This window comes from Streptomyces sp. V4I8 (genome assembly GCF_041261225.1).
GTDB lineage: Bacteria > Actinomycetota > Actinomycetes > Streptomycetales > Streptomycetaceae > Streptomyces.
Window position 1 is genome coordinate 223,761 of the sequence record NZ_JBGCCN010000001.1, and the last position, 19,623, is coordinate 243,383.

Annotated in this window: 18 protein-coding genes and 8 pseudogenes; 14 read left to right on the forward strand and 12 right to left on the reverse strand. The window is 64.6% G+C overall.

The features are described from left to right. The first annotated feature begins 525 nt into the window (after positions 1 to 525). Positions 526 to 729, forward strand: a complete 204-nt coding sequence (locus tag ABIE67_RS01050; RefSeq protein ID WP_370252027.1) for a cold-shock protein — start codon at positions 526 to 528, stop codon at positions 727 to 729. A 329-nt stretch (positions 730 to 1,058) separates the two neighbouring features. On the opposite strand, the pseudogene ABIE67_RS01055 reads toward ABIE67_RS01050, so the two are convergent. Then, positions 1,059 to 1,531, reverse strand: a pseudogene (locus ABIE67_RS01055) (transposase family protein); the annotation flags it as partial. Positions 1,532 to 2,039: 508 nt separating this feature from the next. Between ABIE67_RS01055 and ABIE67_RS01060 the strand changes: the two are divergent. The 3 genes and pseudogenes from ABIE67_RS01060 to ABIE67_RS01070 all read left to right on the forward strand — a co-directional run bounded on the left by ABIE67_RS01060 (position 2,040) and on the right by ABIE67_RS01070 (position 4,519). Then, positions 2,040 to 2,708 (forward strand): calcium-binding protein, encoded by a 669-nt coding sequence (locus tag ABIE67_RS01060; protein WP_370252032.1) that lies wholly within the window; start codon positions 2,040 to 2,042, stop codon positions 2,706 to 2,708. Between the two features lie 165 nt (positions 2,709 to 2,873). Next, positions 2,874 to 3,548: a calcium-binding protein gene (locus tag ABIE67_RS01065; RefSeq protein WP_370252037.1), complete on the forward strand. Its 675-nt coding sequence runs from the start codon at positions 2,874 to 2,876 to the stop codon at positions 3,546 to 3,548. 123 nt (positions 3,549 to 3,671) lie between these two features. After that, positions 3,672 to 4,519: pseudogene (locus ABIE67_RS01070) on the forward strand (IS5 family transposase). Between the two features lie 67 nt (positions 4,520 to 4,586). On the opposite strand, the gene ABIE67_RS01075 reads toward ABIE67_RS01070, so the two are convergent. After that, positions 4,587 to 4,817, reverse strand: a complete 231-nt coding sequence (locus tag ABIE67_RS01075; RefSeq protein WP_370252041.1) for a hypothetical protein — start codon at positions 4,815 to 4,817, stop codon at positions 4,587 to 4,589. A gap of 84 nt (positions 4,818 to 4,901) precedes the next feature. On the opposite strand from ABIE67_RS01075, the gene ABIE67_RS01080 reads away from it, so the two are divergent. The 3 genes and pseudogenes from ABIE67_RS01080 to ABIE67_RS01090 form a co-directional block, all read left to right on the forward strand. Continuing rightward, positions 4,902 to 5,027: a hypothetical protein gene (locus ABIE67_RS01080; protein ID WP_370252045.1), complete on the forward strand. Its 126-nt coding sequence runs from the start codon at positions 4,902 to 4,904 to the stop codon at positions 5,025 to 5,027. Between the two features lie 233 nt (positions 5,028 to 5,260). Beyond that, entirely contained in the window at positions 5,261 to 5,608 is a 348-nt protein-coding gene (locus tag ABIE67_RS01085) for a DUF2690 domain-containing protein (protein ID WP_370268026.1), read from the forward strand. A gap of 145 nt (positions 5,609 to 5,753) precedes the next feature. Continuing rightward, positions 5,754 to 5,975, forward strand: a pseudogene (locus tag ABIE67_RS01090) (IS6 family transposase); the annotation flags it as partial. Positions 5,976 to 6,041: 66 nt separating this feature from the next. Here the strand turns inward: ABIE67_RS01090 and ABIE67_RS01095 are convergent. The 5 genes and pseudogenes from ABIE67_RS01095 to ABIE67_RS01115 all read right to left on the reverse strand — a co-directional run bounded on the left by ABIE67_RS01095 (position 6,042) and on the right by ABIE67_RS01115 (position 9,858). Next, complete coding sequence (locus ABIE67_RS01095) at positions 6,042 to 6,674, reverse strand: transposase family protein (protein ID WP_370252051.1); 633 nt, start codon at positions 6,672 to 6,674, stop codon at positions 6,042 to 6,044. Between the two features lie 22 nt (positions 6,675 to 6,696). After that, positions 6,697 to 7,476, reverse strand: coding sequence for a transposase family protein (locus tag ABIE67_RS01100; protein ID WP_370252055.1), 780 nt, complete (start codon positions 7,474 to 7,476; stop codon positions 6,697 to 6,699). Between the two features lie 69 nt (positions 7,477 to 7,545). Beyond that, the gene (locus ABIE67_RS01105) at positions 7,546 to 7,731 is read right to left on the reverse strand and encodes a hypothetical protein (RefSeq protein ID WP_370252059.1); all 186 of its coding nucleotides are present in this window, start codon (positions 7,729 to 7,731) and stop codon (positions 7,546 to 7,548) included. 187 nt (positions 7,732 to 7,918) lie between these two features. After that, positions 7,919 to 8,122, reverse strand: a pseudogene (locus tag ABIE67_RS01110) (DDE-type integrase/transposase/recombinase); the annotation flags it as partial. A gap of 350 nt (positions 8,123 to 8,472) precedes the next feature. Then, a complete protein-coding gene (locus ABIE67_RS01115) occupies positions 8,473 to 9,858 on the reverse strand; it encodes a hypothetical protein (protein WP_370252061.1) in 1,386 nt (461 codons plus the stop codon). Between the two features lie 926 nt (positions 9,859 to 10,784). Here ABIE67_RS01115 and ABIE67_RS01120 point away from each other — a divergent pair. From ABIE67_RS01120 to ABIE67_RS01130, 3 genes and pseudogenes are all read left to right on the forward strand, one after another. Beyond that, on the forward strand, positions 10,785 to 11,372 hold the full coding sequence (locus ABIE67_RS01120; protein ID WP_370268027.1) for a transposase domain-containing protein: 588 nt from the start codon (positions 10,785 to 10,787) through the stop codon (positions 11,370 to 11,372). Between the two features lie 65 nt (positions 11,373 to 11,437). Further along, positions 11,438 to 12,681, forward strand: a pseudogene (locus tag ABIE67_RS01125) (IS256 family transposase). A 120-nt stretch (positions 12,682 to 12,801) separates the two neighbouring features. Beyond that, positions 12,802 to 13,149 carry a hypothetical protein gene (locus tag ABIE67_RS01130; RefSeq protein ID WP_370252063.1) on the forward strand — a complete coding sequence of 116 codons (348 nt, stop codon included), beginning with the start codon at positions 12,802 to 12,804 and terminating at the stop codon, positions 13,147 to 13,149. On the opposite strand, the gene ABIE67_RS01135 is transcribed toward ABIE67_RS01130, so the two are convergent. Together ABIE67_RS01135 and ABIE67_RS01140 are read right to left on the reverse strand one after the other, a co-directional pair. After that, on the reverse strand, positions 13,131 to 13,763 hold the full coding sequence (locus ABIE67_RS01135; RefSeq protein WP_370252065.1) for a transposase family protein: 633 nt from the start codon (positions 13,761 to 13,763) through the stop codon (positions 13,131 to 13,133). The two genes, ABIE67_RS01130 and ABIE67_RS01135, sit on opposite strands and share 19 nt — an antisense overlap. 22 nt (positions 13,764 to 13,785) lie before the next feature. Then, the gene (locus ABIE67_RS01140) at positions 13,786 to 14,565 is read right to left on the reverse strand and encodes a transposase family protein (protein WP_370252055.1); all 780 of its coding nucleotides are present in this window, start codon (positions 14,563 to 14,565) and stop codon (positions 13,786 to 13,788) included. Positions 14,566 to 14,715: 150 nt separating this feature from the next. On the opposite strand from ABIE67_RS01140, the gene ABIE67_RS01145 reads away from it, so the two are divergent. Next, positions 14,716 to 15,141, forward strand: coding sequence for a hypothetical protein (locus ABIE67_RS01145; protein ID WP_370252067.1), 426 nt, complete (start codon positions 14,716 to 14,718; stop codon positions 15,139 to 15,141). 45 nt (positions 15,142 to 15,186) lie between these two features. Here the strand turns inward: ABIE67_RS01145 and ABIE67_RS01150 are convergent, their stop codons facing one another. Then, on the reverse strand, positions 15,187 to 16,506 hold the full coding sequence (locus ABIE67_RS01150; protein ID WP_370252069.1) for an IS256 family transposase: 1,320 nt from the start codon (positions 16,504 to 16,506) through the stop codon (positions 15,187 to 15,189). Between the two features lie 13 nt (positions 16,507 to 16,519). Here ABIE67_RS01150 and ABIE67_RS01155 point away from each other — a divergent pair, with 13 nt between their 5' ends. Then, entirely contained in the window at positions 16,520 to 17,533 is a 1,014-nt protein-coding gene (locus ABIE67_RS01155; protein WP_370252071.1) for a transposase, read from the forward strand. A gap of 32 nt (positions 17,534 to 17,565) precedes the next feature. Next, a pseudogene (locus tag ABIE67_RS01160) lies at positions 17,566 to 18,309 on the forward strand (IS256 family transposase); the annotation flags it as partial. A gap of 87 nt (positions 18,310 to 18,396) precedes the next feature. Here ABIE67_RS01160 and ABIE67_RS01165 read toward each other — a convergent pair. Further along, positions 18,397 to 18,669, reverse strand: a complete 273-nt coding sequence (locus ABIE67_RS01165; protein ID WP_370252073.1) for a hypothetical protein — start codon at positions 18,667 to 18,669, stop codon at positions 18,397 to 18,399. Positions 18,670 to 18,838: 169 nt separating this feature from the next. On the opposite strand from ABIE67_RS01165, the pseudogene ABIE67_RS01170 reads away from it, so the two are divergent. Continuing rightward, positions 18,839 to 18,910 (forward strand): annotated as a pseudogene (locus ABIE67_RS01170) (SEC-C metal-binding domain-containing protein); the annotation flags it as partial. A gap of 196 nt (positions 18,911 to 19,106) precedes the next feature. On the opposite strand, the pseudogene ABIE67_RS01175 reads toward ABIE67_RS01170, so the two are convergent. Beyond that, positions 19,107 to 19,205, reverse strand: a pseudogene (locus ABIE67_RS01175) (3-hydroxyacyl-CoA dehydrogenase NAD-binding domain-containing protein); the annotation flags it as partial. Positions 19,206 to 19,623: the final 418 nt, after the last annotated feature.

A 19,623-nucleotide genomic window follows, 5' to 3' on the forward strand; every position in this document is an offset into this window, starting at 1 on the left:
GCAGTACCGCGGGTATCAGCAGCGAAAGGCGTTATGGCGTGGTCGCTGCCAGCTGGGGGCTGGCAGCGACCACGCTGGCTGCATAAGGGCACCGCTCCCCAATATCGGCGTTTCCTCTTCCATACCTGTCTTACCAGCTAGCCGGGGCCCCGAGGGGCGCCCGGCGGGACGGTTAGCCGACAAGACGGCGGGGGCAAGGGCCAGTCCGTCGCGTGGAAACCCCAGCCCTTGCCCACCAACGTTCGACCCTACCGGCGCAGATGTGCCTGCCGGTAGGGCGCCTCTCCCGCGCAGGCGCGGCACACTATCGCGCACAGCCTCCGCCCAGTGAACCTGGTTCCTGGGCTGCTCACATCCTGGTCAACGGTGATGGCGGCTGCCGGGAGCCGGCACTGCTCGGCTGTGTTGTCATCTGGGTGAAAACGGTGTTCCGGGGTAAAAAGGTGGTTGGCCTGTGTGATTGCAGAGGGCGGAGTATGCCCTGCTGAAGGGCTGCTCCCAGATATAGGTGAAGGATTGACCAGTATGGCCAGCGGCACCGTGAAGTGGTTCAACGCGGAAAAAGGTTTCGGTTTCATCGAACCGGACGGCGGAGGCCCCGACGTCTTCGCGCACTACTCCGAGATCAACGGCACCGGATATCGTGAGCTCAACGAAGGCGAATCGGTCACCTTCGACATCGGCCAAGGCCACAAGGGCCCCGAGGCCAAGAACATCACCCGGCGCTGAACCCCGTACCAGGAGAGGGAAGAAGCTGCCGTCCGCGGAGCACTCGCCTCAAACCGGCAGCCAATCCCCAGTTTGAAGTTGCCGACTGGATGGCTATGGTGAGCGGCCTTGGGCGGTCGCTTCACAACCGTCGCCCCGGAGACCGGGCCACGCCACGTGGCCCGGTTTCGCGCGTTGTCATGCCGCAGATCTATGGAAGCGGCCTTCACCCGGCCGGCGAAACACCAACTGGTGCCAAGCGCCGACTACCCAGAACCCGCTTGGGCCACCACCCTCCACTTCGTGAAGAGCCGGGGAGGGCCGCTTCGACCTCCCCAGGTTCGACGGCCCTCCCCGGAAACCCGAACGTCGTGGACGGCCCCTGGCAGTGCGGGCGAAGCCCACAGCAGCCGGCCGGACGGATCGGCGATGACCTGCATGTTCATGCCGTACTTCTTGTGCTTGCCGGAGAAGAAGGGCCGGCCGGCGGCGATACGGTCGATCGGCAGGAGTGTCCCGTCGAGCAGGACGTAAGCCTTCACCGAAGCAGCCTGGACGGCCTCGTCGAGGGTCGGTGCGAGCGTGGCCAGCAGGTCGACGGCCTCGCTGATGTAGCGGTAGACCGTGCTCGTCCCCACTTCGAATCCCGCCGCGAGCTGGGCGTACGTGGTCCCGTTCCGCAGATGCGCCAGTACCAGCAGGGCTTGCCGGCCGGGAGCCGGCGCCAACGGCTTCCGATCCGACGACGGTGTTCGCGAAGACGAGCGGCGAGGAAGGTCAGGGACCGACTGGACACGTCCAGCCCGCACGGGTACACAAGCACGTGAAGCCTCTGGTGGGTATCGGGCGATCTTGGTCGTGAACCCGTCTACCAGGGGCTTCACTCATGTGTCGAGCCAACTGACCCGCGCACGCCGCAAGTTGGCAAAGGCTCAGTGCAGTAATGGCTTTGATTCGCCTTTGTTGTGGCCTTGGGTATTGGCATGCTCGGGGTGCCTTGAGTCCGACCGATTCGACCCGCTCGGGGCTGCAGGCTGTCGTGTCTACGAATAGAGCCGATGAGTGTTTGCCTGTCTGTCGATACTCGTACGATCTCGATGCTCAATGGTTGATTCCGTAACGAAGCGCAAGGACTGGGGCTGGCCTGATGGTGCCCGTGGTCGGACATCAATGTGTATAGCAGTGTGTCAATTTTGAGCGTTTGCCCTCTCGGAAGGCAGGTTATGAGCCAAAGTCGTTATCCCGCCATAGGGCTTCTGGCCGCGGTGTGCACTTTCTCTCTGTGTTGTACGGGGGCGGCAAATGCGGCCTCCGGTACGAAGTCCGCCAGCATGTTCGCCTCGACGCTGGTGAACAAAACGGGAACGTCCATTACGGTCACTGCGGGCGTTGGGCGGGGCAACACGATCACGATCTGGCAGACCGGCAGCAGCATCAGGGTCAGGGACAGCGGAGACGCAGTGACGCCGTCCGGCGGCTGTGTCGCCGTGAGTCCAACCGAGGTGGCCTGCACTGCAGCTGGCACCACCGAGTTCGTGGTTCATGCCGGCGACCAAGACGACAGTGTCACGTCCCACTTGACGAGCCTTGGGGTCACGCTGCTCGGGGGCCCGGGTGCTGACAGTCTCTCCGGTGGGTCCGCGAACGACACCATCGAAGGTGATGAGGGGGCCGACTTCCTCTCCGGAGGCGCGGGCAATGACACCCTGGGCGGCGGCACCGGAGCAGACAGGATCTTCGGCGGCAGCGGAAACGATTCCATCGAGGGACGCGACGGCCCGGACATCATCAACGGCGACGCAGGTAACGATGTGATCGATGGCGGCAGCGGCAACGAGCAGATCGTCGCGGGGGCAGGAAACGACTACGCGGACGGTAATCGGGGACGCGACGTAATCAACGCCGTGGACAACGTCAGCGGAAATGACTACCTCGAAGGCGGCGCTGAAACGGATAACTGCCACGCCGACCTGGGCGATTACAAGAACGGCTGCCCTTGATGAGCCACGCGACTGGAGACCATCAGCACTAGCGCCAAGCCCTGATTCGAAAGGCAAACAAGGATGGCAGTCCGACACGCCTGCACCATTGCCCTGGCCGTCAGCACACTCATCGGCACGCCGCTAACTGGCGCATCCGCAGGAGTGGCTATCCCCAGCAGTAGGATGCTTGCCGACACCACCGTCGTCGAGAAGGCAGGGGATACCCTCATCGTGACGGCCGATGAGGGCGTGACAAACGACATCACCATACGGAGGCGAGGCAATGCCGTCATAGTGACGGACTCGGCAGACACTGTCGCTGCCATCACTCCCTGTCGTGTCACAGCCGCGCACACGGCAGAGTGCCCACTGCCCCTCTCAGCGATCAATGTCAACGCCAAAGACGCCGACGATGACATCACCATCTCTCCGAATCTGGAGGCTGCAGGAACACTGCTCGGTGGTGCGGGTGACGACCGCCTCAACGGCGGCCCCCGAGCCGACCGGCTCATCGGGGACGACACGGCTGCAACCGGCAGACGGGCCACCCCCGGCAACGACACCATCAACGGCGGCCCAGGCAACGACACCATCTCAGGACTAGCTGGCAACGACACGATCAACGGCAACGCCGGCAACGACACCCTCAACGGCGACGACGGCAACGACACCCTCAACGGCGAACAGGGCCACGACACGGTAACCGGAGGCAGGGGCAATGACACGCACAATGGCGGCGAAGGCAACGACACCCTCAATGCCACAGACAGCGTGATCGCCAACGACAGCCTCGACGGGGGCCTAGGCTTCGACACCTGCAACCGTGACGCTGGCGACATCGCCATCAACTGCCCCTGAACAGCAGCCTATGCGGTTAGAGCCTCCGCCAGTAGGTCATGTGCGCGGCAAAGTGGGCGGCACGACGAAGACGAGCTTGATGATCATGGAGTTGTCTACGCTCTGTGACCATCAGGAGAGTTCGTGTCCGTTGTGCCTGCGTCCATCATCGCGCCGATCCGTGAGGAGTTCCTCCGTCTGCTGCCCGAACGTGCGGACGGGCATCCGCTGGGGTGCCACAATCCGCGGATCCCGGACGCCGTGGTCTTCGACCGGCTCGTTCTGGCGTTGGTGTCGGGGATGGGCTACGAGCGGGTCGCGGACGAGATGTGCTCGGCCACGACGCTCCGGCGTCGGCGGGACGAGTGGATCGAAGGCGGTGTTGCCGGCCACCTGGTTCTCGCGGTGCTGCGGGCCTACGACCAGATGGTGGGCCTGGAGCTGGAGGAGCTGGCCGCGGACGGCTGCATCACCAAGGCGCCCTCGGGCGGCGAGTGCGCGGGCCGCTCACCGGTAGACCGGGGCAAGCAGGGCACCAAGCGGTCCCAGCTCACCGACGGCTACGGCATACCCGTGGTCACTGTCCCGGCCGGGGCGAACACCCGTGACCACACCCTGCTGCCCGAAACCCTCGACGAATTCGCCACACTGACCGGCGAGTTGGGCCACGCCCCGCAACATCCGGCGCTGAGCCTGGACGCGGGCTACGACTACCAGCCCGTCTACGACGGCCTCACCAAGCGTGACATCACGCCCCGCATCGCGAAACGCGGCACGAAGACACCGATCCAGACCGACGGCCGCTGGGTGGTAGAGCGCACGAACTCGTGGATGAACAACTTCGGGAAGCTCCGCCGCTGCACCGAACGCCGCCGCGTCTGCACCGAGTTCTACCTCGCCCTGGCCACCGCGATCATCACAGTCCGTAGCTCCGCCGGGCCTGGTACACCCACCGCTGGGACACCCGACCCGCCAGCCCCCGCATCCGATAACCCCAGCTCACCACCTACTGGCGGACGCTCTTACTGACTTCGTTTCGTCACCCCATGTCGTTTGAGGTCAAGCGGCATGGGGTGTCGGACCGGGTCTTCGTGCCGCGTTTGGTGATCCGGGGCGTGATGCCACGCTGGGCGAGTCGGTGGAGACGGGCTGGTAGTCGTAGCCGGCATCCAGGCTCAGTGCCGGGCGCCGTGGGGCGTGATCCAGGAGTTCGGTCAACTCGGTGAAGCCGTCGAGGGTTTCGAGCAGAAGGGTGTGGTCGCGGGTGTTCGCGCCGGCGGGCACGGGCATTTCTTCCGGAAACTCCTCAAAAGACCAGGCAGGTGCCCCGGGTGATCGTCACCGACAAGCTCAAGTCTTACGGCGCAGCGCACCGTGAGCGACTTCGAGTCCTTCACCAACGAGGAGAACTTGTCCCCCGAAGACGACATCCGGGCCCACTACGCCGCCGACCTCGCCGCCCGGAGCCAAGCCACCCCATGGCCCCCGGCACAGGATTAAAGCAGCTCTATAACACTATCGTCCCCCGACCGCAAGAAGTCTGTGAGTGCGAAGATCTGCAGGAGTAGCTGAAAAGGATCTTTCACCTAACGGGCAAACGGTCCACTGTTATTGCGCTGAGCGATGCTGTCTCGGCATCGGAAGGTGCCGGTCACGGCACCACTTAAAGGAGATATGTGGTGAAAAAGTCAATCACCGCTGGATTTGGTGTCCTGATCACGGCAATGGGCATGATGTTTGCGCCTGCTGCCCAGGCTGCTCCAGCAGCCGGTTGTTACAGCGCAGCTTGCAGGGGACTTGATCCCGACCAGGCCGGCTGTAGTACTGATGCGTACACCGTGACGCAGATAAACACCTCGAGGGGAAACATCCAACTCCGCTACAGCCCCTCGTGCCGCTCGAACTGGGCCCGCATGACCAGCCCTACTCCCGGAACCTTTTTGTGGATCAAGGAGTGCTCAAGCGGGTACAGGGAGGAGTTCTCAGTGCCGTCCGGATACACCGTAGCCTGGACGGACATGGTGGATGGCGCAGGTCCGGTTAAAGCTGGCGACGTGTTCACATCCACCACCTGCCTATGACTTACCTGATCGTTTCAGAATGAGTTCGGTGTGGCAGCTGGGCGGTGGGGGCGCTGCCGCGCAGGGGACTGCAGCATGATTGACGAGGGCATTGTCACGTTGATCTGAGCCCGTGGGATGATCTTCGGGTTGGTCATCCTGGGGGCTGTTCGTGGACACCGCGCCGTTGTACAAGGGGCACCGGTACCCGGTGGAGGTCATCTCCCACTGCGTGTGGCTGTATCACCGGTTTTCCCTCTCCTGCCGCGATGTCGAGGAGCTGATGCTCGAGCGCGGTGTCGAGGTCTCCTACGAGTCCATCCGCCGGTGGTGCGTCAAGTTCGGGCAGGAGTACGCCAACCGGCTGGGCCGGCGCCGTCCCCGGAGGGTGTACACCAGGTTGTGTGAGTGGTGGCTGATAGCTCCTGTCTAGTCGGGAGGCTTATTCACGGGGTCACCAGCCGTTCTTGTAGAAGGCGAGGGCGGTGACGGTCTTGGCGACGAGGGGGAACCGGGTGAGAGGGCCGCGATAGCGAGTGGCGAGGACCTTCCAGTCCTTCAGATGTGCGATCGCTCGTTCGACGGCGGCGCGGAGCTTGCCGATGCTCTGGTTGAACACCTTGTCTCCGACGGGGCGTTCCTGACCGGGTGGCTTGCGGCGGGCGGTGAGCATGCCGGAGCCGACATAGCCCGGATCCCCCATGCTCTCCCGGTCGGCGAAGGCTTTGGGGAAGTGGGACTGGCGCCAGGCGTACATGTCGTGCCGGCTGCCGGGTACCGGCGCGGAGACGGCGAGCAGGTCCCCGCTGAGAGTGGCGGCGACCTGCAGGTTGAAGCCTGTGTCACGATGCTTGCCGGAGAACATCGTGGTGCCCTCGCTCGCCCAGTCCCACGTGGTGACCAGGGTCCCGTCGACCAGGACGATCCTGCCGTGTGAGGCGTCGGCGGGGTCGGGCACATGCTCGGCCAGGGCCGTCTCCACCACCGGGAGCAGCGTGGTCCACCGGCGCGAGACGGTGGCCTGGGAGATGTGGAACAGTTCCGCCGCCGCTTGCTGGACGGGGTTCTGCCGCAGCAGGAACAACACCAGGAGGCCTATTCACGGGGTTTCACCAGCCCTTTTTGTAGAAGGTGAGGGCGGTGACGGTTTTGGCGACGAGGGGGAACTTGGCCAGGGGGCCGCGGTAGCGGGTCGCGAGGATCTTCCAGTCCTTCAGGTGTGCGATCGCTCGCTCAATGGCGGCGCGGAGGCTGCTGATGCTCCGGTTGTAGATCTTGGCGCCAGTGGGGCGTTGCTGACCAGGTGGTTTGCGTCTCGCGGTGAGCATGCCGGAACCCACGTACCCAAGATCGCCCATGCTCTGCCGTTCTGCGAAGGTCTCCGGGAAGTGGGACTGGCGCCAGGCGTACATGTCGTGGCGGGAGCCCGGGACAGGCTCGGACACCGCGAGCAGGTCTCCGGACAGCGTGGCGGCGATCTGCAGGTTGAAGCCGGTGTCACGATGCTTGCCGGAGAACATAGCGGTGCCTTCGCTCGCCCAGTCCCACGTGGTGACCAGGGTGCCGTCGATGAGCACGATCCGGCCGGCTGAGGCTTCCACAGGATCAGGGACATGCCCGGCGAGGGCCTTCTCCACCACCGGAAGCAGCCCCGTCCACCGCCGGGAAACAGTGGCCTGGCTGACACCGAACAGTTCCGCCGCCGCTTCCTGGACGGGGTTCTGCCGCAGGAGGAACAGCACCAGGACCACCGACCGGTACAGGCCCAGCGACCACATCCGCGCCGGAGACACCGCAGGATCCGGGTCCTCCACGAGCGCCTGATGGACCCGCACCACCAGCCCGTCCAGTTGATCCTTGTCTAACCCTGCCGTAACGTTCCAGCTCAACGGCCCTGCCCCGGTTCACTTCTGACGTTTTCGCAGACATCAGACTACCGAGCAGGGCCGTCCTGATGATCAAGAAATCCGGGCCGCACCACCCCGTGAATAAGCCTCCAGGACCACGGACTTGTACAGGCCCAGCGCCCACATCGGTCCCGGCACCACGGGCGGATCGGGGTCCTCCACCAGCATCGTGTGGACCCGGACCACCAAGGCCTCCAGTTGATCCGCTTCCAGCCCTGTCGTAACGTTCCAGCTCAACGGCCCTACCCCGGTGGAAAACTGACGTCGTCGCAAACGCCAGGCTACCGAGCAGGGCCGTCTTGCTGATCAAGAAACCAAGCCCGTGAATAACCCTCCACGAGTTCGTGTTTGAGGGCGCCGAAAAATGATTCAGACGCCCCAGGCACAACGTGCGGATCCTGCAACGACGTTCCCGAGGCGTATGTTGGCTGCTGCGATCGAAATGAAGTATTCCGCCATCGGCGAGGTCGATGTTCCTGGCGGCGATATCGAGTGCATCCGGTATGAAAGAGGTCTTCATGTGGTCGGCCATCGCCCAGCCGACCACAGCCGTGGCGTGGCAGTCGATAACGGTCGCGAGGTAAAGGGACCCGGCCCAGGTGTGGATGTAGGTGATATCGCCGATCAGTTTGCCCCGGGAGCGTCAGTGGTGAAGTCACGGGCCGGCAGGCCGGGGACGCGGCTGGCATGGCACCGGGCCGAGCTCGCGCATCGGCGCGCGGACCTGTCTGCTCCGGCCTTACCGTTCATTCGCTGGAGCACGGCGTGGACACGCCGGTAGCTGTAGGTCCCTGCGAGTCAGAGAAGACCTGGAGGATGACGCCCCTCAGTTCCGCACGGCGCTTCGGGGTGGCGACAATGGCCTCGATCTCCAGTGGTAGAAGCCCGACGTGGATACTCCCGCCCAGGTGCACATCTGCTGCACGGGAAAGTTGTCGGCTGCTTGTTAAGCGCTGGGGATGCGCTGCCCTGGGGTGTTCAGCTGTGTGGGTCTGGAGCGCGTGTGTGCAGACCTCTTCGTGTGAGCAGTGCGTTTAAGCGGTCCCAGAGGATGGTGGCGTTGCGGTGCCGTTGGTATGGCCGGATGCTCTTGTAAAGCTGGTTTAGGGCTTGGTCGATGCGAGCTGAGTGGACGTAACCGCTCTGAGTAAGGAAACGACTCCAGTGGTGGCAGGCTTCATCCAGGAGTCCGCTTGTCAGCAGCGTTTCGCCGAGCTGGAACTCGGTGAGAGCTGAGGCTCTGCATTCGTGGGGTTCGCGGCGGCGGGCGCAGGTGCGCAGGGATCGGAGTGCCTCGGCTCGCATTCCTAGGGGCAGGAAGACTTGTGAGCACTGGTATTCGAGGCCGGCGCGCGGGTATGAGGTGAACGGTCCCGGGGTGCCGTCGCATTGGTCTAGCGCGGTTTCAGCTGCTGCCAGCACTTTGATGGCGGAGTGCCGCTGGCCGTCGTTGGCATGAGTCACAGCCATCTGGCTAAGAAGAAATGCTGCGGTGGGCCCGGAGACGTTGGTGCCTGCGGTAGTGACTGCGGCTTCGGCCAGCGAGAGGGCTTGGGCGTGGTGCCCCAGCTGTACGGCTTGGGCGCTCATTGCTCGGAGGATGACTGCGTAGGTTACGGGGTTCCCGGCATCTTGGGCCAGGCTGAGTGCTGTGTGGTAGTACGACTGAGCCAGCCCGTGATGTCCCGCATCGGCTGTCATCATGGCCAGTAAATGAGTGAGCTGGGAAACCGAGTTGAACAGCTCACGCCGGAGTGCATCTGAGGCGTTTGCGACGAGCACGCGGCTGACGTCTTCGGCCAGGTAGGCAGCCACTGCTGAACGACCGTGCCTTCCTCCGAAGTGTTGTGCCTGATCGGCGACAGTCTTCACTACTGTTTGGATGGTTTCGATGTCTTCTGCGCTGACTCGGCGTTTGGCGCCGGGAACGGTGGTGGACGATGATCTATGACTCCAGTCGGGCATAGGTACGTCTGTAAGGCTGTACCCCGACTGTGTGAGGAGAGTTCGGCCTGGGGGGCTGGAGTCTAAGCCCGCGAGGGCGACGAGGCGCTGGAGGGGGTCAGTGTGTCCAGAGGGGCTGTAGGCGTCGACCCCGGACTGTCTTGAGGTCTTGGAGAGGCCGGTTTCCTCCACGGTCACTAGCCGGCCTATACGGCGGCTCAATGCTGCAGCGACCAGGCTGACGACAGCGGACCTGGGTTTGGAGCCCGTGAGCCAGTGAGCGACCCCAGTCCTGTCATACTTCAACTTCATTGACTGGGCGCTCCCCAGCCAGTTGACCGCGCTGGCGAGCTCTCCCGCGCTCCACTGTGCCTCTATGAGTAACGCTTTGAGATTTTCATTGCGTTCGGGACGTGTCATGTCCGTCCTCATCGCCTCCTCAGCATCAGCTGAACGTCAAGTCGCCGTTCATCACCGGCGACTGACACCCAGTGAGAAGAGTACTGCGATTGGGGAGAGGTTGGTACACGTGTGCGGTTTCGAGAACGCCTGAACGAGGCTCGTGATGTGCGTGGTTAATAAGTGGGCGTTTGATGGTGATTCACGCCGACCGTTTCAACATGTTTTGCCACATTTATCGCCAACGCGTGCGGCCTGAAACGCCTGGAAGTTACCGACAGACAGGAAGCTTCCAACCCGTTGTTAGACCAGACGGAATTCGGCGCTGAGGAGCGGATCAAACGGGCGACCGGATCGGCACCCGGGATGCCGTGAAGGCGCATGTAAGGCGCGAATCACCCCGAAGGGTGTTGGCCGCAGGAGCGACTTAGCGTCTCAATCCATCCCTAAACGCCCACTAAGAGGTCATTTTCTCCCGTTGTTTCATCTCGGAATCTGGAGGGTTATTCACGGGCTTGGGTTCTTGATCAGCAAGACGGCCCTGCTCGGTAGCCTGGCGTTTGCGACGACGTCAGTTTTCCACCGGGGCAGGGCCGTTGAGCTGGAACGTTACGACAGGGCTGGAAGCGGATCAACTGGAGGCCTTGGTGGTCCGGGTCCACACGATGCTGGTGGAGGACCCCGATCCGCCCGTGGTGCCGGGACCGATGTGGGCGCTGGGAGGTTGTCAATTCCTTTGTGTATGTAGAGGTGTGTGGCCTTGCTGGTCGGGCCTGCGGGTTGGCTACAACACTGTTGCGTTTGTCGGAGACGTCGCAGGTCAAGGGGTTGAAATGAGACAACGGGACGCCTGAGGATCAACGATCGGCGAAGAAAGTCGATCAAGGTCAGGAGTCCCGTTGCGGGAGAAGTCTGTCATCACGCGCACGATTGAGGCTGCCGGGGGTGTGTACGCGCCTGGGCATCTGGGTGAGTTGACACAGATTGTGGACTTCGCGCTGGTGGACGCGGTGCTGGAGGAGACCGGGACGCGTGAGCGCAGGGTGCGGCTGTTGCCGTCGCGGGTGGTGGTGTACTTCGTCCTGGCGCTGGCCCTGTTCGAGCAGGACTCCTACCGGGGTGTCTGGGGCAAGCTGGTGGCCGGCCTGGAGGGCTTGTCCCTGGTACGCCCTGCCGTGTCCTCGCTGTCGAGGGCGCGGCGGCGGATAGGGGCCGCGCCGCTGCGGCGTCTGTTGGAGACGCTGGCCGGGCCGGTCGCCTACCGCGGCCAGGTCGGCGTGTTCTACCGCGGGTTACGCACGGTGGCCGTGGACGGCACCTTGCTGCACGTGCCCGATGACGAGGCTGTCACCTGGCGCTATCCCAAACGCAGCGGGGAGAGTATGGAGTTCGGCTACCCGTTGCTGCGGCTGCTGGTTGTGGTCGAGTGCGGCACCCGCGGATGGCGTCCTGCGACGTGGTGTAGGCGATCGAGGTGTGGGTGTGCGCGGGTGTCTGCCCGGGGCGCACGCCTGATGGGGGTGGCCGCTCCCTGACCAAGGGGTGGGCCACCGTGCAACTCTCCCTGCTAAAACGCCAGTTCAAGCGATGGGAGTGCACGATGGCCCTGTCCCAGGATGACTTACTGCGGTTGCTTCGGTCACTACGCTCGTCCGATGGAATCGAGCTGGTCCGCAGTGTGGCCGAGCGGATGCTGCAGGAACTGATCGAGGCCGAGACCGCCGCGCACATCGGTGCCGAGTGGAACGAGCACACTGCCTCGCGAACGGCGTTCCGCAACGGGCACCGCGACAAGACCCTGACCACGCAGGCCGGCGACCTGGACCTTCAGATCCCCAAGCTCCGCACCGGCAGCTTCTTCCCCAGCCTGCTCGAGCGCAGGCGCCGCATCGACCAGGCACTCTACGCCGTGATCATGGAAGCCTACGTCCACGGAGTCTCCACCCGCTCCGTCGACGACCTGGTCAAGGCCCTGGGCGGGGACAGCGGGATATCCAAGAGCGAGGTCTCCCGGATCTGCGGCGAGCTGGACGAGCCGCTGACCGCCTTTCGCACCCGGCCCCTGGACCACACCCGGTTCCCCTACATCTACCTGGACGCGACGTACTGCAAGGTACGGGTGAACCACCAGATCGTCTCCCAGGCCGTGGTCATCGCCACCGGCATCACCGAGGACGGCGGCCGCGAGGTCCTCGGGACCGCTGTCGGCGACAGCGAGAGCGAGGCATTCTGGTCCGAGTTCCTGCGCTCCTTGCGCGAGCGCGGCCTGTCCGGGGTGCGCCTGGTCATCGCCGACCACACAGCGGCCTGGTCAAGGCGATCCGCAAGGTCATGCTGGGATCCGCCTACCAGCGCTGTCGTGTCCATTTCCTGCGCAACTGCTTCGCACACATCCCCAAGGGGACCGGCGAGATGGTCGCCGCGACCATCCGCACCGTCTTCGCCCAGCCCACCGCCCAAGCGGTCCAAGCCCAGCTGGACACCGTCGCCGACATGCTCGGCGAGCAGTTCCCCAAGGTCAAAGAAATGCTCCTGGACGCGAAGGAAGACCTGACCGCGTTCGCCGTCTTCCCCCTCCAGCACTGGAAAAAGATCCAGTCCACCAACCCCCTGGAACGACTGAACCGGGAGATCAAACGCCGCACCGACGTCGTCCAGGTCTTCCCCAACCCCGCCGCACTCCAGCGCCTGGTCACCGCCATCCTCAGCGAACTACACGACGAGTGGATCGCCTTCCCCCGCCGCTACCTCCCCGAGGGCAGCATGACCGCCATCTACGCCGACGAACACGCCGGGAACACCACCCGCGCGCTCCCCGGCACCCCGAACACCACCGGAGAATGATCGCCTACACCATCACACGGGACGCCATCCACCCGCGCCATTCTGGCGGCTGCCTTCGGCCCCGAATCCGATGGCGAACTCGCCTATGCCGGCCGCCTGCTGGGTGTCCTGGACCGCTCCATGCTGCTGCTGGCCGATGCCGCCTTCGACGCAACTGCGTTCCTGCGCGACGTGAAGACCAGCGGCGCGCAGTTCCTCATCCGTTCCTCAGCCCGCCGGGTGCCCACCCCCTTCCGGCACCTGGGCGACGGCTCCTATCTGGCCCGGCTCGGCTACGGCGTCCTGCCCGTACTCCTGGAGGTGCGGGTCACTCAGGTCACCGTGAGCCTGGCCGACGGAACGGTCCGCTGTGAGCAGTGGCGGCTGCTCACCAGTCTGCTCGACCCCATCCGCTATCCGGCCGACGAGCTGGTACGGCTCTACCATGATCGGGAGGCTTATTCACGGGGTCACCAGCCGTTCTTGTAGAAGGCGAGGGCGGTGACGGTCTTGGCGACGAGGGGGAACCGGGTGAGAGGGCCGCGATAGCGAGTGGCGAGGACCTTCCAGTCCTTCAGATGTGCGATCGCTCGTTCGACGGCGGCGCGGAGCTTGCCGATGCTCTGGTTGAACACTTTGTCTTTGACGGGGCGTTCCTGACCGGGTGGCTTGCGGCGGGCGGTGAGCATGCCGGAGCCGGCATAGCCCAGATCCCCCATGCTCTCCCGGTCGGCGAAGGCTTTGGGAAAGTGGGACTGGCGCCAGGCGTACATGTCGTGCCGACTGCCGGGTACCGGCGCGGAGACGGCGAGCAGGTCCCCGCTGAGAGTGGCGGCGACCTGCAGGTTGAAGCCTGTGTCACGATGCTTGCCGGAGAACATCGTGGTGCCCTCGCTCGCCCAGTCCCACGTGGTGACCAGGGTCCCGTCGACCAGGACGATCCTGCCGTGTGAGGCGTCGGCGGGGTCGGGCACATGCTCGGCCAGGGCCGTCTCCACCACCGGGAGCAGCGTGGTCCACCGGCGCGAGACGGTGGCCTGGGAGATGTGGAACAGTTCCGCCGCCGCTTGCTGGACGGGGTTCTGCCGCAGCAGGAACAACACCAGGAGGCCTATTCACGGGGTTTCACCAGCCCTTTTTGTAGAAGGTGAGGGCGGTGACGGTTTTGGCGACGAGGGGGAACTTGGCCAGGGGGCCGCGGTAGCGGGTCGCGAGGATCTTCCAGTCCTTCAGGTGTGCGATCGCTCGCTCAATGGCGGCGCGGAGGCTGCTGATGCTCCGGTTGTAGATCTTGGCGCCAGTGGGGCGTTGCTGACCAGGTGGTTTGCGTCTCGCGGTGAGCATGCCGGAACCCACGTACCCAAGATCGCCCATGCTCTGCCGTTCTGCGAAGGTCTCCGGGAAGTGGGACTGGCGCCAGGCGTACATGTCGTGGCGGGAGCCCGGGACAGGCTCGGACACCGCGAGCAGGTCTCCGGACAGGGTGGCGGCGATCTGCAGGTTGAAGCCGGTGTCGCGGTGCTTGCCGGAGAACATAGCGGTGCCTTCGCTCGCCCAGTCCCACGTGGTGACCAGGGTGCCGTCGATGAGCACGATCCGGCCGGCTGAGGCTTCCACAGGATCAGGGACATGCCCGGCGAGGGCCTTCTCCACCACCGGAAGCAGCCCCGTCCACCGCCGGGAAACAGTGGCCTGGCTGACACCGAACAGTTCCGCCGCCGCTTCCTGGACGGGGTTCTGCCGCAGGAGGAACAGCACCAGGACCACCGACCGGTACAGGCCCAGCGACCACATCCGCGCCGGAGACACCGCAGGATCCGGGTCCTCCACGAGCGCCTGATGGACCCGCACCACCAGCCCGTCCAGTTGATCCTTGTCTAACCCTGCCGTAACGTTCCAGCTCAACGGCCCTGCCCCGGTTCACTTCTGACGTTTTCGCAGACATCAGACTACCGAGCAGGGCCGTCCTGATGATCAAGAAATCCGGGCCGCACCACCCCGTGAATAAGCCTCCGGTGGCAGGCGGAGACGACGTATTTCTCGATCAAGGCGACGATGCTGGACGGCCGTGTCCTGCGCTCTCGCAGCCTGCAGGGCATCGACCAAGAGGTCTACGCCCTACTCACCGCCTACCAGGCGCTCATCCGCACCGCCGCGGACGCGGCCGGCACCCGGCCGGGTCTGGACATGGACCGGATCAGCTTCACCGTCCTGCTCCAGAGCGCCGCCGACCAGGTCATCACCGCCAGCAGAATCCTCACCCCCGGCCCAGCCGACCTGCTCGGCGCGATCGGACGAGCCGTCCTGGATGCCCTCCTGCCCGCCCAGCGCCGCCCCCGGATCAAGGCCCGCACCCGCAAGAACCCCACCAGCAAGTACAGCCCGAACGCCGGACAACACCCCCAGACCAGCCAGACCTACACCTTCCACACCGACGTCATGTTCCTCGAACACGGACTTGCATCCCGGCCACGACGGTAAACGCAGCAGTGTTGGGGTTGGCTACTGTCGGTGATCTTGCTGGGGTCAGAGGGGGAGGCGGTCGGGGAAGGCGGGCATGAAGTGGTTCATGGCGCGTTTCCAGCCGAGGGTGCCGGTGCCGCGGACGCGGCCTTTGGGGATGGGACCGTCGCCGTCGATGTGGCGGCCTTGGATGCGGCGGATGCCGAGGTAGAGGAGTTTGACGGCGGCGTCGTCGCTGGGGAAGTGGCCGCGCGTCTTGGTGATCTTGCGGAGCTGGTAGTTCAGGGATTCGATGGCGTTGGTCGTGTATATGACCCTGCGTATCTCGTGGTCGAAGGCGAGGAAGGGGATGAATTCTTCCCAGGCCCGTTCCCAACTGGCAATCAGGACAGGGTAGTTCTTGCCGTAGTTTGACCGGAGCTCGTCCAGCGCGGTCAGTGCCTCGGATTCGGTGGCGGCGGTGTAGATCGGTTTGAGGGCGGCGGTCACCTGCTTGCGGTCACCGTGCGACACGTATTTCATCGAGCTGCGGATCAAGTGGGTCACGCAGGTCTGGACCAGGGCTTTCTCCCAGACTGTGGTGATGGCGTCGGGCAGGCCTGCCAGCCCGTCGCAGCACACGATCAGGACGTCGCGCAGGCCGCGGTTCTTCAGCTGGGTGAGCACGTTCAGCCAGAATTTCGAGCCCTCGCTGTCCTGCAGCCAGATGCCCAGTACGTTCTTGATGCCGTCCACGTCGACGCCGATCACCAGGTGGGCGGACTTGTTGGTGACCATGCCGCTGTCGCGGACCTTCACGGTCAGCGCGTCGATGTAGAGGATGGGGTAGACGTCGTCAACAGGGCGGTTCTGCCAGGCAGTTATCTCGTCCGCGACCACATCGGTGATCCTGGATACCAGGGCCGGGGACACCTCGCTGCCGTAGACCTCTTTGAGGTGGGCGGTGATGTCGCGGGTGGTCATGCCACGGGCGTACAGCGACAGCACCATGTCGTCGACCTGGGCCAGACGCCGCCGGCCCTTGGGTACGATCACTGGCTCGAACTCCGACCGGCGGTCCCTGGGCACGTCCACCGTGACCGGGCCGGCCACCGTGGTGAGCGTCTTGGGGTAGGAGCCGTTGCGGGCGTTGCCCGAGCCGCGGCCTGCCGGGTCCCCGGCCTCGTAACCGAGATGGTCGGCCATCTCCACCTGCAAAGCCCGCTCCAGCACCGCCTTCATCATCTGCTGCAGCAGCCCGCCGGCCCCGTCAATACCGACCCCGGCCGCCTCCGCATCAGCCAGGAGCCGGTCGATCGCCGCCGGCGATAAAGCCCCCGCCAGCCGCCTCGACGCCTCCTCACGCGGCTCTGCGGACTCGGCGTGCGGGCTGGACTCGTTCATCAGGTCACTCACTGTGCGTCACATTCCTGGTCTCACCCGGGGCCCGACCAGCACCCAGCAAGATCACCTCTTACACAGAGGAGTAAGCCTCCGCTCGGCCGGGGCGCCCCAGGCCGAACAGGTCGCGGACCGCTATCATCTGTGGGCCAACCTCGGCCAGGCAGTCGAGAAGACGGTCAACGCCCACCGCTCCCGCCTGGCCGAACCGCCTCCCGGCTCGGCCTCCAGCCCCGGCCACCTGGACGTGGAGCCCGAGGTGGTCCAGCCACCGAAAGAGCTGAAGGTCGTGGTCCGGCTGCGTGAGCAGCATGCTGCCGCCCATGAGCTGTGGCAGCAGGGGATGTCGAAGGCGGCGATCGGCCGGAAACTCGGTCTGCACCAGGCCACCGTCCGTAAACTGGTCAATGCCCGCTCCGCCGACGATGTCGTCGCCAAGAATCTCCAGCGAGCGCATGTCGTCGACCCGTACGTCGGCTACCTGCACCGGCGCTGGAATGAGGGCGTCAGGAACGCCGCCCAGCTCTACCGCGAGATCAAGCAACTCGGCTATCCCGGCGGCGAGCTGGCCGTTCAGCGGCATCTGCGGCGCTACCGGACCGGGCGCGGACATGCACCCGACCTGGGACCGAAGCCTCCTTCGGTCCGCGAGGTCACCTCCTGGATCATGACCCACCCCGAGAACCTGCGAGACGAGGACGCCGACAAGCTGCACCGGCTGCGTGAGCGCGATCCCGAACTGGACCGGCTCACTCGTCACGTCAGGAAGTTCGCCGCAATGATGACCGGCCGCCACGGCGACCGCCTCGAAGACTGGATCACCGACGTCGAACAGGACAGCCTGGCTCCGCTCGCTGGCTTTGCCCGCAACCTCCGCCGCGACTTCGACGCAGTCCGCAACGGGCTGTCTCTGCCGCACAGCTCAGGCGCCGTCGAAGGCAACATCAACCGGCTGAAGATGCTGAAACGCCAGATGTTCGGCCGTGCCAGCCTCGATCTCCTTCGCAAACGCGTCCTGCTCACACGGTGAGCCTCGACCGCCCCGACCACAAGATCGTCGACAGAGCCAAGGTCCGTGACGGCGGGCACGTGGTGAACAAGGCTGCCCACCTGGTCATCGGCGTCGACGTCGACGTCGACGGCATCAAGAACGTGCTGGGCATCTGGCTGCAGGAGGGCGAGGGGGCGAAGTTCTGGCTCCACGTGCTGACCCAGCTCAAGCACCGTGGCCTGCGCGACGCGCTCATCGTGTGCTGCGATGGCCTCAAGGGGCTTCCCGAGGCGATCGAGGCCACCTGGCCCGAAGCGATCACGCAGTCCTGTGTCGTCCATTTGATCAGGGCGGCCATGAAGTATGTGTCCCACACCGACCGCAAGAAGGTCGCCGCAGCCTTGAAGCCGGTCTACACCGCCGTCGACGAGAGTGCCGCCCTCGAAGCCCTCGGGCAGGTACGGGAGGAGTGGGGACGGCAGTATCCCGGCCTGGTGGCGGTGTTCGAGAACGCGTGGGAGCAGTTCATCCCGTTCCTCGACTTCGACCAGGACATCCGCCGCGTCATCTACACCACCAATGCAATCGAGTCGATGAACCGCAACCTGTGCAAACTCGTCAAAACCTCCGGGCACTTCCCCTCCGACGACGCCGGGATGAAACTGCTCTACCTCGGCATCCGCAACATCGAAGGCCGGCACATCGACGGCGACGGGAAGATCCCCACCGGCCGCGTCCGCGGCACCGGAACCCTCGGCTGGACCCGCGCCATGAACCAGTTCAAGATCCGGTTCGGCGACCGGCTCCCCCTCTGACCACCATCAACCCACAGTAACCACAGCAGGAACCAGACCCCACGGAGCAGAACATGCATCACACACAAACCAGTTGACATCCCCCATCTATTCCGTACCGCGAACACTCTTGACGACCTCCACAACCCCGGCATACAGGCTGCTGCGGACGGTGACCCGCAGGCCCTGATCGCCTCGATCGAGAAACTCTCCCAGGAAGCCGCAGCCCGCCGAACCGCCCTGTCCCGACCCCGCATGACCTGCGCACTCTTCTGGAACCCCGACGAGTTCACTCAACTGCTGGACACCTGGCCCGAGCTGGCCGGCCACTACAACACCGAGCACCACGAACACATCCGCGACATCGAGCAAAGACTGCAACGCCTATCCGACGAAGGCGAAGTACACATCGGCATCGCCCACGGCACCGTCACCGACTTCGCGTCCTTTACCCACGCGGAGAACCTCTCTCCCCAGGACGGGGACGCCCGGGCACACTACGCCGCCGGCCTCGCAGCCCGAGGCCAGGTCACCCCATGGCCCCCCACCCCGCAACAGCCCCTGCTGGTGCGGCTCGACGCGCAAGTACAAGAAGTGCTGCGGCAACCCCGCCCTCACCTAACCAAGATCCACACAGGGGTCCTTCACCAAACTCGCGACAGAGCCAAAGCAGCTTGGCACCTTCGCCGTCCAGGACGACGCAGTGATGGTGGGTCTTGCCGGCGTCGCCCCGGCCCATACTCGGCCATCGTTCACCAGAAACGTCGTCGTGACAGCGCATTCCTGCAGACGACCTCGCCAGCATTGCTCTACGCAGCGCGGAAGATCTGCTGCTTGATCTCGTACGGCTCCGGAGCCACCTCGATGACCAGGTCCGCGTCCGCCGTGGCCCGCAGGTCGGTGAAGGTGCGGACGCGAGACTCCAGACATGAGGGTGACGACATGGAGCGCGCTGGCCGGGCGGAGGAGGGAGCACCTGCCAAGATCAAGAAGTGATCCGTACCTGACATTGCTTCCCTCGCGCGACTCGCAGCATCCTGCTGTATCTGAGGTGGCCGAAGCCCACCCAGAGCCCTTGTGAGACCTTTTCCAGTCTGGCGTCTGCGCTGGACAGACAAGGTGAGACGAGGAGCATGCTTGTGGCTGCTCCCGCCAGCGCCCCGACCCGTGTGACTGGAAAAGGCCCAACGCCCATCTAAGAGCACGACACCGCCTCCCGGCAGAGGCTGAAGCGCGAGGATGCGTTCGTACGTAGAATGCATGCGAAATGGAATGGGGTGAAGATCTCGTGAGGGACAGCCAGTAGGCCTGTGACCAGCATGTGCTGGCGGCTGA